This window comes from Psychrobacter sp. CX16 (assembly GCF_057396245.1).
Genome location: NZ_JBXYJF010000034.1, coordinates 1 through 14,077, shown reverse-complemented (window position 1 = coordinate 14,077; position 14,077 = coordinate 1). Strand labels below are relative to the sequence as shown.

The window sequence follows — 14,077 nt, the reverse complement described above, 5'->3', positions numbered from 1 at the left end:
TCGTACGTTATATCAAGCGTTTAAACGACTAGTTTTGTGATTTACGCTTCATTTGATCAAAGAAATCATCATTGGTTTTGGCCTCTTTTAAGCGATCGAGCAAGAATTCAGTGGCTTGCGTACCATCCATCGGCTGAAGCAATTTACGTAAAATCCAAACTTTACGCAGCGTATCCTCATCAAGCAGGCGCTCTTCACGGCGTGTGCCAGATTTTTTGATATTAATAGCTGGGAATACACGTTTTTCAGCCAAATCACGCTCAAGCGTAATTTCTTGGTTACCTGTCCCTTTGAACTCTTCGAAGATAACGCTGTCCATCTTACTGCCAGTATCGATTAGGGCAGTTGAGATAATGGTTAAGCTACCGCCTTCTTCAATGTTACGTGCTGCACCAAAGAAGCGTTTAGGCTGTGCTAACGCGTTGGCGTCTACACCACCTGATAATACTTTGCCTGATGACGGTACGACCGCATTATAAGCACGTGCCAAACGAGTGATAGAGTCTAATAAAATCACTACGTCTTGCTTGTGCTCAACCAAACGCTTGGCTTTTTCGATAACCATTTCGGCAACTTGGACGTGACGCTGTGGCGGCTCATCAAAAGTAGAGGCAACCACTTCACCGCGTATCGTGCGCTGCATTTCGGTCACTTCTTCTGGGCGTTCATCGATAAGCAGAACAATCAAATAGCATTCAGGATTATTACGCGTAATAGACTGTGCAATGGTTTGAAGTAGAACGGTTTTACCAGCTTTTGGCGGTGCCACGATAATAGAGCGCTGACCTTTACCGATAGGCGCAATCAAGTCGATAACACGACCGGTTAAATCTTCAGTCGTACCATTACCTGTCTCAAGCTTAAGCTGCTCAGTTGGGAATAGTGGTGTTAGGTTTTCAAAAATTAATTTATGACGTGAACGATCTGGGGTATCAAAGTTAATCTCACCGACCTTCAATAGCGCAAAATAACGTTCAGAATCTTTTGGCGGACGGATCGTACCGGCAATAGAGTCGCCTGTTTTTAGGCTAAAGCGGCGAATTTGGCTCGGACTGACATAAATATCATCAGGACCTGCTAGATACGAGCCTTCTGATGAGCGCAAAAAGCCAAAGCCATCGGGCAGTACTTCAAGTACACCATCACCATAGATGGCTTCACCATTTTTGGCATGCTTTTTTAAGATAGCAAAAATGATGTCTTGTTTGCGGCTACGGGCAAGATTATCGAGCCCCATCTCTTTTGCAATATTTAGCAATTCAGAAACGGAGTTCTTTTTCAGTTCAGTCAGATTCATAGAGGTTTCGTTTGATGGTTGTTGAGTCATAGTCAGCTACTAGAAGTATGCAATAAGTGATTGTTGTGGTTACGATAAAGGCTATCGCTACACACAGGTAGAGTTGACACCAAATAATGGTAGGAAAAAGTAAGGTTATTCATGAAAATAAGATTACTGAGTTTATGATATAAATAGAATAGAGGTACCATGACCACGTATTAATACTTGCACAAGTCACACACACGTCTTTTGATGTTATAGCAACCATTATCTTGCACATTATCACTAACAATTTGCAAATATATTAGGTTATATAGCAATAAGCAGTGACAATAAATGAATATGTAAAATTGGCGCTAAGCTAGAAGAAGGCAGCTTATACGCAGTATCTTAGATAAGCGTTTTACCTATTATTTAATCAATTAAATATAAAGTATATTGGATTCAGACGGGGTTTACTGTTGTGCAAGAAAGCGAGAAAAGGTCTTTTGATTGTCAATATTTGACTATCAATCAGCATATAAAAAGACGACTAACTGGCGTTGTTATTAACAATGACGCAAGTTCAGATAGTGTGATTTAGATAAGGGATGATAAATCAAAGATTGCGTACAGATAAGCGAGTACTGGTAAGACAGAAACTAAGGATGCGTTAAATCAGCATTCATTTCTTGAGACTTCGCGAATTGACCGCAAGTTGACAATAGGTATTCTCTAGAACACAAACTATACGGTGTTTTACAGCGTTATGTCAATGGTTTTGTTGCTTTAAAGGCCATTAAATATCAGGATTTTACCTAAACGTACTCATATTTTGGCCTAATAATAGAAGATACTCTCTACTTCATTAGATAAGGATTTAATAGTAAGGCAGTATATAAGCCGTTATTCGCCTCGCTAAGCCCATAATTATAAAGATAAAAAAGGCAATTATCTAAGGACAATCGCCTTTTTAAACCCTGCTCCTTGGTTTTTTTAGTGAATGCCGATAGGTGAATATCCAATCAAAAGGACATCACAAAAAGACAAAAAAGTCATTAGGCATGCTTATCAAGTAAAGCAGCTAGATCAGCTTTAGGCTGAAGGCCCATAACCGTATCTACTTTCTCGCCGCCCTTGAATACCATTAGCGTTGGGATACTACGGATACCGAAACGGCTTGCAGTTTCTGGGTTTTCATCAACGTCAACTTTAACGATGGTTACTTTACCATTGTAGTCTTGAGCAAGCTCTTCTAAAACTGGTGCAATTGCTTTACATGGACCACACCAAGCTGCCCAAAAATCTACCAATACAGGCTTATCTGCTTGTAGTACATCTTGGTCAAAGTTTGCATCTGTGGTGTTGATAATTAAATCTGACATAAGGATTTCCTTTATTTTATTAAAATACGGATGTGAATGGATGTTATAAATATTAAAAAATAGATATAGCACGTTGATGCAAAAATACTATTAGAAGCTATTTTACCATTTATTATGCATTGTTTTGTCTGCGGCCGGTTAAATCTGGTTAATAATTGGTATAAGTTGGATTGATGATATACTCACACCTCCAGTAAATGGGCGATAATACTTATCAAATGGCGTGCAAACATATTAAATAAGGTTGTGGATTAGCCGCTTATTTACTTAGATAACTACTAGAGCAGTTTTATCTTTTTATTCAATCATTTATTACAGCGTTGCAATGTATTATGGCGATACCACTAGAAACAGTAAACCAGCTTAACCTTGAAGAAACCCAGCGTGATACGCAGTTTTTCAAAGACTTTATGGCACAAATTACCGTCTATGAAGATGACGATATCTTATTGGTGGACAAGCCGGCCGGACTGCTCAGTATTGACGGTAAGGACTTAAAGGTTAGCCTATTGGCTCGACTGGTGAAAGCCAATCCTGATGTAAAGCTTATTCACCGTTTGGATATGGACACGTCAGGTCTAATGATTTTTGCCAAAAACAAACCGGCGCAAACCCATATTAGTAAACAATTTATTGAACGTATTCCACAAAAAGAATATCAAGCCATCGTGCAGGGCACTTTAGCGACACCTGGTAAGAAGGGTGAGATTAATATTCCGGTACGTTATGAGCCGACTATTAAGCCCAAGCATGTGGCTGATCCAGACTGGAAAAAGCATGCACTGACCCATTATGAAGTGCTGCATCATGAGCTGCGTCAAGGTAAGTCTGTGACTCGTGTTGCGCTTCATCCTGTTACTGGGCGCAGCCATCAATTGCGTGTGCATATGTTGCACTTGGGTCATGTTATTATCGGTGATCCCATTTATGCGGAAGGCGAAGCGCTAGAGCTGGCGCCACGATTAAATTTACATGCCCACAAACTGCGTCTTAAACATCCGGCAATGAACACTTGGATGGCGTGGGAAAGTCCTGTGCCGTTTTAAACCTATCAGGCAAATAAAAGTCTTTTAATCAATAGAGCCAGATAGTATCGTGTAGATAGGATATATATTAGATAGTCTCTCTTAAAGATGACATTACCTGTCAAAGGTAATGCGTCTTTCTGTGAACCAACCCCTAAAGGCCATTAGACTAGTGCTAACAAGGGGCTACCATAAAATAAGGATATTCTATGACTGTGATTCACTCAACCAATCACTTCGAGCACGCGCGTGATGCGGCAAAGCCGCTCGACCGAGTCGAAGATGTACGCGCTGCTGCCGAAGACTTCCGCAAAACCATGCTTGCTGGCCCCAAGGTCAAATTCTACAAAACCTTTGAGCTGATTCGTATTCCATACCCGACCAAGTTTGGCTATTTACACGCTTTTGGCGGCGCTTCTCCCTACCTTCATATCTGTAACAAAGTATTCGTCATTCAGTTTGATAGTGATGAGGGTCTAAAAACCTTACTGGTTAGCCCATCAGACTGGGAGCATCAAGCAGAGACACCCTATTTCTACCACATGTTGCAAGATATGGGTGTATTGTCTAAGCCTGTTGAAAAGATTATGGTCAGAGCCACCAATACCGTGCTTAACGTGCTAGATAAACTCGGACTAAATCCTGAAGACGTTGATTATATTACCTATGATCATTTGCATACCCAGAATATTACCCGTTGGTTAGGTGGTACAGGGCAGTCTGCATTATTTCCAAATGCCAAGCTACTCGTGATGCGTGAGGAGTGGGAAAGTGCTCAAGCTTTATTGCCTTGGCAGAATCAGTGGTATTGCCCAGGCGGTATCGATGGTATCGATGACAGTCGAATTGAGCTATTAGATGGCGATGTATTGCTCGGTGATGGCTCGGTTGCGCTGATGCGTACCAAAGGCCATACCGAGGGCAATCACTCGATTGTTGCCCATACCGATCAAGGCTTATTAGTAACCTCCGAAAATGGGGTTAGCATGGATGCTTACTCACCTGAGCACTCCAAAATAAAAGGTCTTGCTGACTACGCCAAAATGACTCAATCAGAAGTTATTTTAAATGGCAATACTTTAGAATTCGGTATTGATCAATATCTGTCTATGATTCAAGAGAAAACCGTAGCCGGACCTTATCCTAAAGACGAGCGCTTTTATAACATGGCCTTGTCCTCAGAGTCTGCAGGATATGTATTCTTCCCAGGCACGGCGCCGACCATACGTATGGGCGAGCTTGAGTTTGGTAAGTTTACGCCAAATCCTAAATCTAAAAACAAAAAGAAGAGAGGTGGCATATGGCGCAAACTTATATCGTAACGGGCGGTGCTTCAGGTATTGGCCGAGCACTGTGTCAGCGTTTACTTGATAGCGGCAATAATGTATGCGCCTGTGATATCAATAAGGATGCACTACAAAGCAGTTATGCACAGTTAACCGACTCTGTACGCAAGCGGTTGTTATTGCAGTCTTTAGATATACGTGAACCTGAGCAGTGGCAACAGGTCATCGCCACCGTGCTTGAGAAATGGCAAAGAGTGGATGTGCTGTGCAATGTGGCGGGCGTGCTTAAAGAAAACTGGATAACCGACATTGATGTACCCAATGATGTTGACCTGCACTTTGACATTAACGTCAAAGGTACGATATACGGTACCCAAAGTGTGATCGATACTATGCGTCAGCAGGGCAGCGGACATATCATCAATGTGGCCTCTTTAGCGGCGCTTTCACCAGTACCAGGTCTGTCTTTATATAGTGCGAGTAAGTATGCTGTACGTGCCTATTCATTAGCCGCTGGTATGGAATTAGGCAAATATGGTATTGCGGTGACGACTTTATGTCCTGATGCTGTACAGACGCCTATGCTTGATCAGCAAAAGGGTAAGGAGCAGGCAGCGCTGACCTTCTCGGGCAATCGTACCTTAAGTGTGGATGAAGTGGTTGATGCTATTGTAGGCCCTGTGCTTGAAAAACGTCCGCTTGAAATGGTATTGCCGGCAAGCCGTGGTGTGGTGGCAAAGATTGCGAATATCTTTCCACAGACAACAGGTAACTTTGTGGAAACTTTCCGCAAGCAAGGTCTTAAGCGTCAGGCTAAACGTTAGGCTTATTTTAATATAATTTAGCTTAATCAATATGTTTAAACTTAAAATAAACAAGCGCACATAGAAAAGCAGCCCTGAAAACTCAGGGCTGCTTTTTTACGTCATTAGAGCGTTATAAATATTATAAACGTCTCTAATCAGTATGGGTTTTCAATTAACCGAAAACTTTAAGACGTTTTTCTAGTGGTTCAAATTCTTTTTCGCCTGCTGGCTGTTCGATACCACCGATAACCATTTGAGCAACTAAATCCCATTTAGGATCGATGTTCCAAGTTTTAGCAACTTCGCTATCGATTAGTGGGTTGTAATGCTGTAGGTTTGCACCGATGTTTTCAGCAGCAAGTGCAGTCCAGATTACATACTGGTGCATAGCGCTTGTTTGCTCTGACCAGATTGGGAATTTGTTAGCATATAGAGCAAAGTTGTTTTGTAGATATTCAATAACGTTTTGATCTTCATAGAACAAGATAGTTGCTGCGCCTGCTTTAAAGCCTTCAAGTTTTTGCTTAGTCGCTTCGAATGCTTCGTCGTCTGCAACTACTTTACGTAGCTCATCTTCAGTGATTTGCCATAATTTTTTATGATCTTCACCAAACAATACAACGATACGAGTTGATTGAGAGTTGAATGCTGAAGGCGTATGCAAAATAGCATGCTCAACAATTTTAGTAACTTGTTCTTTAGCGACAGGTAGAGTGCTGTTTAATGCATAGATAGTACGACGTTTTTCAGCTAGTTTTTGTAAGTTTTGTAGGTCTGACATAGTCATTCTCCGTTATGAAACAAGAAATAAAATACAGCTATAAAGTTAACTTACGTTGGGGCACGCTTATTGTAAGTTTCTAGTGCCCCTGTAAATTATCTTGCATGATTATAAAATAATCAAATAAAACTGACATTGTTTTTTTGTAAATTTATTTAACAGTAGATAGTAATTTTATACATTTAATAAAGAGTCTATTCTTTAAAACCTTCAGGTAATTCTGGTGCTACCAAACGCTTAAGATCCGAATTGACATTACCAAAGCGAGGGTGATGGTTGTTCCAATCGATAATGGCTTGCTCAATATCTTCTTTGTTATCAGACACAAAGTTCCACCACAATAATACTTTTTGATTCAGTGGCTCACCGCCTAACAGCATAAAGCGAGTGTCTTTTTTACCACTTACTTTAATCGTTGTGCGCTCTTGAACATCATCAAAACGGATTAAGTCGTTTTGTTTGTACTGAGTGCCATTATATTCAGCACCGTCAACTACCATTAAGATACCGTACTCCATACCCGGCTCTAGGGTTAACTCAACCTCTGTATCTTCGGTTAAGTGAACGTCAACACCGACAAGCTTAGAGTACTGAATAGTAGGCGCTTCGTAGCTGTCACCAGTTGGTGTATTATAAACACCTGTGGTTAGAACGAAATCTGCACCGTTTGCTGACCAGCTAGGTAGCTCTGGGTAATGATGGAAATCACGTTCGATTTTTTGATCTAATGGCAAAGCAATCCATAACTGAACCATATTCATACCTCGCCACGCATTAGCAGAGCCGCCTGTATCTGGAAATACGCTTTGCTCAGTATGGCTGATACCTTGATCAGGGCCAGTACCTGCAGTCATTACGTTAACTTGGTTTTTGGTAATGACTTGCTCATTACCAATGCTGTCTTTGTGTAGCACTTCGCCATCAATCATCCAGCTAAACGTCTGTAGGTTGATGTGTGGATGACGACCCACTTGCATACCGTCTTCATCTTCACCAAACTCTGCAGGACCGGCATGATCCATAAAGCACCAAGCACCAATAGGGCGCTTGCCTTTATTCGGTAGTAATCGAGCAATAGGAATACCGCCAACATCTGCTAGACGTGGTTCAAGAATTTTAGTTTTCATAATTTACCTCTAAATTAACATTAATTATGATAGACGTTGTACCTACCTGTACATATACGCTATGGGTTGTCATACAGTAGCTTATCTAGAAAAATTAGGGTCAGCGACTACGTAAAAATTTGTTTGTACTCTGTTATTCTGGCACTTCTAATTCCGATGCTCTTAGAATGTCATCGGAATATCCATGACCAATATCTGAGCATTTTCCAGCACATCCATAGTAAAGTTTTTGGTATCGGTGATACCTAGACCATCTCGACCTTCTAATATCTGACCTTTAATGACCACTTTTCCTGAGATAACAAAAACATAAGCGCCATTTAATGGGCCACGTAGGGCATAGGTGCTAATCTCACCTTTATCAAACTCACCAACACTAAACCAAGCATTTTGATGAATCCAAACCCCATCATCATCTGGGTTAGGCGACAGCACTTGATTAAATTGATTGCGATTTAGTAGGTCAACCAGTCGTACTTGCTGATAGCGCGGTTCTACATTCATCTTATTGGGTTCGACCCAAATTTGCAAAAATTTAACCGGCTGATTATCGCTCGCATTCATCTCGGAGTGGACCACCCCGGTGCCTGCCGACATCACCTGAATGTCACCAGTTGCGATAATGCCCTCGTTACCCATGTTGTCTTTGTGTTTGAGCTGACCGGACAAAGGAATACTGATAATTTCCATATTGCGGTGAGAATGCTCGCTAAAGCCTGTGCCGCCTTCGACATGGTCATCGTTAATAACCCGCAGCGCGCCAAAGCCGACACGGTCCGAGTTATAGTAATCTGCAAAGCTAAAGGTGTGTTTGCTTTTTAGCCACCCATGATGTGCGCCACCGCGTGTATTAGCTGCATGGTAAACCAGTTTCATAATAACCACCTTTAACAACAAATTCTTAATAAAGACGATATAAGATTTAATACAGGTACATAATAAAGCCTGTAAAATAAAATGCAAGTTACTGATAGTTGCGCTTTTGTACATAGGTCAACTAGACGTTCATATGACAACGATATATCATGAGAACGTAGCGAATAAAAGGGGCTAGCAATTCATTTGCTAGGCTGTCTTTATCCAAGCTCGATACTCTAAAACTAATAAATCATCCAAATTTACTTGTGTCATAAATAAGCAGTAGCATCGATAAAAATGATATTGCTCATTGGGCAAGGTATTATTAATAGAGGAATAATAATGTCTGATAAACAACCTTTAAATTACGAAGTTATTGATAATAAAGAAGCCAAAAAGTTTGAGATTCACGTTGACGGCCACGTGGCTTTTGAAGATTATGACTTCTTTGAAACCTCTCAAGGTGAACCGGGTATTGCTTATCTGCATACCGAAGTACCTAAAGAGTTAGGCGGCCGTGGTATCGCTGGTTATTTAGCCAAGTATCTACTAGATTACGCTGCTGAAAATAATCTACGCGTGAAACCTATTTGCCCCTTTATCAAATCATATATCGATAAACATCCTGAGTACCAAGATAACTCAGTATTCCATAACGCTAAAGCATAAGCGTTAGATTTAATCGTAAAAATGAGCAACTTAGGTTGCTCATTTTTTTATGACTTTATTCTTATCATTTTCTAACCCTAATCGGCTCACGATTAGAATCCAACCTTAAGAAATACACAGACATAAAAAACACCCCAACTAACTATGAGTTAGAAAGGGTGCTTTTATAGAAGACTAAACAAATCTTAGTAAGTTAAAAGTTATCTCACTATAAAGCTGATTATAAAAATAAGCATTAAGTTAGGGCGTGTCCTCAATTCGTACGATTACATTTAAATGGGCTAAAAATAGCTAAATCTTGTCATACTGCCTCAAATCACGAGTAAATATCTCGATATTTACGGCATTATCTTCCTTGTCTGACTGCGATTTATCTTATTTTTATCACCATTTTCAAAATGAGGACACGCCCTAGAATGTCAGTCTTCCTTCCATTACGGAATCTCGGATTACTAATTATAGCAAGTCTTTTGGATCAGCATTTTTAACCGCATTGTAGCTGTCTACTAATGGCGCATATTCAGTGCTGATATCATAGAAAAGGTTTAGGTAACCTTCCATATCTTCACGCCAGTCACGACGTAGCTCATTCGCCATAGCGAACCAAGTTAACAACTGAGCACCTTCTTGTTGCATACGTAACCATGCAGCGTTACGGCTCATATCATTGAATGTACCTGAAGCATCGGTGATGACGAATACTTCATAGCCTTCTGCTAATGCAGACAATACTGGGAATGCAACACAAACTTCCGTTACGATACCAGCGATGATGATTTGTTTACGGCCAGTTTTCTTAATCGCTTTAACAAAGTCTTCATTATCCCAAGCGTTGATTTCACCTGGACGAGCAATGTAAGGCGCGTCTTTGAACATCTCTTTTAGCTCTGGCATCATTGGACCATTTGGACCTTGCTCAAAGCTAGTAGTCATAACTGCTGGTAAATCGAAATATTTAGCGATTTTACCCATAGCTAATACGTTGCTTTTGAACTCATCAGCTGGCATGTCGCGGCATAGAGTTTGTAGACCTGTTTGATGGTCAACAAATAGTACAACAGCATCATCTACAGACAGACGCTTATATAGATTGTCATCCGTTTTTAGTTTTGTTTTTTTAGGCTTAAACATATCTAGGTCCTTTTTAATTGGTTTATTTATAGTAGTAAGAATAAATTTGAATCTTGATATATCTATATATAACGTATTACTAAGTAAATTTTAATAAGATTGCTTTAACTAAGCTAAATGCAATATTATTAGAACTAAGTAATCTCGATACCCTTAGAGAATACCATTCCTAATCAATATAACTTTATTGACTTAGTATTGTTTGGTACGTGGTTTGTAAACAATGTAGAGAAAGTTAAGCAATTACCTGCTGTTCTATGTATACCTTTTCAATCCTTAAAATTTAGGTATAAAAAAGCCCCTATCCCCTGGGTGGATAGAGGCTTGACGTGCTGCAAATTGAGCTCTTTATTTAGGGTGCATTTGCTGAGATTTTCGGTAATCCTCATCGCGTGTTGCAAACGCTAAATATAGAACAGGTAGGATGAACGGAGCGATAGACCAAAATCCAATCCAGATATAAAGGATTGTACCTAAGAAGGCACCAGTGACGAAGCTCATAACAAGCGCTAAGCTGTGTTGTAAGTCATTCATATTGCATTCATTACGGTTAAAAACATAATCAGATAAATCCATACCTAACTTAGTCGTATTACCCGTCATCAATAGCGTTGGGCTCATTTTACCCATGACTGTCTTGCCCGCTGTGTTACGAATAGCAAAGGCCATTAAGCCTAAAAATCCGGTAAATGCCAGCTCAACCGCACCAGCATCGCTGAATGGACCAAAGTACAATGCTGAAACCATAAATGCAGTTAAAAAAGCAACTTCAGTAAATAATAAGCGGCTTAAAATAGGCGACTTCGAATCACTGCGATCAATAAATCGCTTGGTCAGCATAACCGTGATAATAAACACAGGAAGAACAGAGAGGTCAATCCAAAGACTATTATCGTTCTTCACGATGGCACTACCGGCGGTTACTAAGTTTCCTGTCACATGGTTAGTGAAGAAACCTAATAGGCCAACGAAACCAATGGTATCAATTGCACCACCGACTAAGGTCAGTAGAATCGGGCCATGAAATCGTTGCCAAAATCCTAACTGAGAGTGAGGATCAGGCTTTGTGACCTTATGGGTCTCATCTTTATTGTCATTAATATTCGGATTACTCATTATTATACTCCAAAAAGTTATTATCCATAAGTTACTCCTAATGAGACAAATCTGAGCTATATTGATTATCGTCTTATCAGTATTCAAAAAGTGGACTATGGTGATTTACATTTTATAAATGCTAATTTTAGGAATTAAACTGTAAATATAAACTTATCACTATATATAAAAAATAAACTTGCTACAGTCTCAGAAAGGTGGCATGTACAGTGCGTACAAAGGTCACAAATCTAATTTGTATCAAGTTTATTATGATGACTTAATTATGGAGGATACATACACATTTTTGAGTTGCGTTTAAGTTAAAAGCTTAATGGTTTTGCATCCACTGATGAGTCTGAGCCCTCAATTAGTGCGGTTTTAGGTAGCTAAACAAACAATAAAGGGCGTATCGAACCTCGTTCAATACGCCCTTTATGAATGACTTTACTAAAATTTAGAGTAAAGCGATTTCGCTAACTATTAGATACGGTTGTTATGACGCGCTGTTGTAGCTGGCTCTCTTGATGCATCAATTGAGAAAGGACCGGCACCGTGAGAAACAATCATTAAGAAACCACCAGCGATTGCGAGGTTTTTCAAGAAATGGTTTTGCTGTTCTGGATCGCTGAATGGGTGGAAGATAAAGGCAGAGGCTAAGCTAAATATAGCCAAGAACAATGCCACGATACGTGTTTGAAAACCAACCACGATAGCGATACCACCAATCACTTCTAACAAAATAACTAAAGGTAGGATGAAGCCTGGCACACCCATCATTTCCATGTAACCTTGGGTAGCAGCATAGCCTGTGATTTTGCCGATACCTGAGTAGATAAAGAGACCAGCAATTAGAATACGGCCAAGTGGGGCACTGATGTTTGAGATTGCGTTCATGATTAATTCCTTAAAAAGAGTCGTTGTTTTAATGTTCTTTGCTAATGGTGAGTATCTTAATTGTTGACTAAAACGATGTAAACACCAATAATCGCAAATTATAGTTCTTAATATCAGAACAATCCGAAGTTTTGCTGTGCTAGTCAATAAAACCAACTATTAATCTATACAGCGACAGCACTTGAGACTTTGCAGTTTATCTTATTATGTCTGTTACAAAGTAGTAAGAGAGTAAAGAAAATAATCAATGAAAACAGGATGCTCTCAGGAATGGTCTTAAGTGCCAACAATAAACGCCAATAAAGAGTTAAATGAACCTGTTTATAAATTAAGGGATTTTATAACCTACAATTTAGACGATTATCTGATAAGAAGGGATGGGAATGGGACAATTAGAAGATATGGCACTGTTTATCCGTATTGTTGATGCGGGTAGTATCACCAGTGCTGCCGAACAATTAAATATCGCTAAATCTGCAGTGAGTCGACGTCTTAAGGATTTAGAGCACCGTTTAAACAGTCAATTGATTAGCCGTACGACGCGCAACTCAACGCTGACCGAAGCAGGCCGTCAGTATTATCAGCAGTCACGGCGTATATTAAGCGAAGTAGATATTTTGAATGAAGAGGTTAGCGGAGAGCAGACTCACATTGAAGGCACGCTCAAGATGACTGCCCCGTTAAGCTTTGGGTTGATGCATTTAAGCGATATTATTCATGAGTATTCGCAGCTGCACCCAAATTTAAATTTTAAGCTGGATTTTTCAGACAAACAAGTTGACCTAATCGAGCAAGGCTATGAGATGGCTGTGCGTATTGGCGAGCTAAAAGACTCTAGTTATCAGGCCAGACGCCTAACGCCGATACGCTTTGTTCTGTGTGGTAGCCCTAAGTATCTCGCAAAGAAGGGTACGCCCAAGACTATTAATGATTTAAAAGAGCATTTGTTTTTGCAATACGGACTAGGGCGTGCCAGTGAATTGGTACTGACAGATGATGCCGGCGAGTCACATCGTATTGTCACTCAGTCCAAAATCAAAGCAAATAACGGTGATTTTTTATTAGACATGACTCGAAAAGGGCATGGGATTGCGTATATGCCGACCTTTATTGCCTATAAATGTCTATTAAGTGGCGAGTTGGTCTCAATAATGCCTGAGTATCGATTACCACAGATTAATGCCTATGCTGTCTATCCTAAGAGCCGGTTTTTATCGCAGCGTTGCCGATTCTTGATAGACTTTATTATTGAGCAAATTGGCGATGACCCTTATTGGGATCAACATCTGGTAACAGAGGGTATGATTAATCAGTTTTAGTATCGACTATTTATAGCACCCATTGTGTATAGTGCCCATCCGTCGTTGTATATGGTGGTATTAAAAATATAGACGATGTAAAAAGCCCGCTATCTTAAGATAGCGGGCTTTTTTAATAGAGGTGTCCCGTCCTAAAATAAGTTTACGAAAAGGAAGCTTATAAATGGACAAAGCAGAAAGATCAAGGATTAAACGAACACAGAAAGATTACACACTAGGCTTTAAATTAGCTATTGTAGAGCAAGTAGAAAAAGGCGACATGACCTACAAACAAGCCCAAAAGCACTATGGCATACAAGGACGTAGTACCGTCCTAACTTGGCTTAGGAAACATGGTACATTAGACTGGAATACACCGCCAAAGAGCCTAAGAATGCCACACAAAGAAACCCCAGCCCAAATCATAAAAAGACTTGAGCGACAACTGGCTGATGAAAAAA

At 40.1% G+C, this 14,077-nt stretch carries 14 protein-coding genes; 6 read left to right on the top strand and 8 right to left on the bottom strand.

The genetic code is table 11. The features are described from left to right. Positions 1-28 precede the first annotated feature (28 nt). Complete coding sequence (gene rho, locus AC2SLM_RS11185) at positions 29-1,297, bottom strand: transcription termination factor Rho (RefSeq protein ID WP_486542661.1); 1,269 nt, start codon at positions 1,295-1,297, stop codon at positions 29-31. 1,019 nt (positions 1,298-2,316) lie between these two features. Next, positions 2,317-2,643, bottom strand: coding sequence for a thioredoxin (trxA, locus tag AC2SLM_RS11180; protein ID WP_486542535.1), 327 nt, complete (start codon positions 2,641-2,643; stop codon positions 2,317-2,319). A 332-nt stretch (positions 2,644-2,975) separates the two neighbouring features. On the opposite strand from trxA, the gene AC2SLM_RS11175 reads away from it, so the two are divergent. The 3 genes from AC2SLM_RS11175 (at position 2,976) to AC2SLM_RS11165 (ending at position 5,778) form a co-directional block, all read left to right on the top strand. Next, positions 2,976-3,689 carry an RluA family pseudouridine synthase gene (locus tag AC2SLM_RS11175; protein WP_486553915.1) on the top strand — a complete coding sequence of 238 codons (714 nt, stop codon included), beginning with the start codon at positions 2,976-2,978 and terminating at the stop codon, positions 3,687-3,689. 188 nt (positions 3,690-3,877) lie between these two features. After that, positions 3,878-4,990, top strand: coding sequence for an MBL fold metallo-hydrolase (locus AC2SLM_RS11170; RefSeq protein WP_486542531.1), 1,113 nt, complete (start codon positions 3,878-3,880; stop codon positions 4,988-4,990). After that, on the top strand, positions 4,969-5,778 hold the full coding sequence (locus AC2SLM_RS11165; RefSeq protein ID WP_486553913.1) for an SDR family oxidoreductase: 810 nt from the start codon (positions 4,969-4,971) through the stop codon (positions 5,776-5,778). The genes AC2SLM_RS11170 and AC2SLM_RS11165 overlap by 22 nt, the downstream gene beginning before the upstream one ends. 154 nt (positions 5,779-5,932) lie before the next feature. Here the strand turns inward: AC2SLM_RS11165 and AC2SLM_RS11160 are convergent, their stop codons facing one another. From AC2SLM_RS11160 to AC2SLM_RS11150, 3 genes are all read right to left on the bottom strand, one after another. Next, a complete protein-coding gene (locus AC2SLM_RS11160; protein ID WP_486542527.1) occupies positions 5,933-6,541 on the bottom strand; it encodes a nitroreductase family protein in 609 nt (202 codons plus the stop codon). Between the two features lie 194 nt (positions 6,542-6,735). Further along, positions 6,736-7,668, bottom strand: coding sequence for a pirin family protein (locus tag AC2SLM_RS11155; RefSeq protein WP_486553911.1), 933 nt, complete (start codon positions 7,666-7,668; stop codon positions 6,736-6,738). Between the two features lie 162 nt (positions 7,669-7,830). Continuing rightward, positions 7,831-8,544, bottom strand: coding sequence for a pirin family protein (locus AC2SLM_RS11150; protein ID WP_486553909.1), 714 nt, complete (start codon positions 8,542-8,544; stop codon positions 7,831-7,833). A gap of 324 nt (positions 8,545-8,868) precedes the next feature. On the opposite strand from AC2SLM_RS11150, the gene AC2SLM_RS11145 reads away from it, so the two are divergent. After that, positions 8,869-9,195 (top strand): GNAT family N-acetyltransferase, encoded by a 327-nt coding sequence (locus AC2SLM_RS11145; protein ID WP_486542521.1) that lies wholly within the window; start codon positions 8,869-8,871, stop codon positions 9,193-9,195. A 456-nt stretch (positions 9,196-9,651) separates the two neighbouring features. On the opposite strand, the gene ycaC is transcribed toward AC2SLM_RS11145, so the two are convergent. The 3 genes from ycaC to AC2SLM_RS11130 all read right to left on the bottom strand — a co-directional run bounded on the left by ycaC (position 9,652) and on the right by AC2SLM_RS11130 (position 12,318). Then, the gene (gene ycaC, locus AC2SLM_RS11140; RefSeq protein WP_486542519.1) at positions 9,652-10,326 is read right to left on the bottom strand and encodes an isochorismate family cysteine hydrolase YcaC; all 675 of its coding nucleotides are present in this window, start codon (positions 10,324-10,326) and stop codon (positions 9,652-9,654) included. A 348-nt stretch (positions 10,327-10,674) separates the two neighbouring features. Then, positions 10,675-11,442 carry a YoaK family protein gene (locus tag AC2SLM_RS11135; RefSeq protein ID WP_486542517.1) on the bottom strand — a complete coding sequence of 256 codons (768 nt, stop codon included), beginning with the start codon at positions 11,440-11,442 and terminating at the stop codon, positions 10,675-10,677. 462 nt (positions 11,443-11,904) lie between these two features. Then, complete coding sequence (locus AC2SLM_RS11130) at positions 11,905-12,318, bottom strand: DoxX family protein (RefSeq protein ID WP_486542515.1); 414 nt, start codon at positions 12,316-12,318, stop codon at positions 11,905-11,907. A gap of 383 nt (positions 12,319-12,701) precedes the next feature. Here AC2SLM_RS11130 and AC2SLM_RS11125 point away from each other — a divergent pair, with 383 nt between their 5' ends. Both AC2SLM_RS11125 and AC2SLM_RS11120 read left to right on the top strand, forming a co-directional pair. Further along, on the top strand, positions 12,702-13,637 hold the full coding sequence (locus tag AC2SLM_RS11125) for a LysR family transcriptional regulator (protein WP_486542513.1): 936 nt from the start codon (positions 12,702-12,704) through the stop codon (positions 13,635-13,637). Between the two features lie 163 nt (positions 13,638-13,800). Continuing rightward, positions 13,801-14,077 (top strand): helix-turn-helix domain-containing protein (locus AC2SLM_RS11120; protein WP_486551566.1); only part of this gene is annotated, 277 nt, incomplete at its 3' end.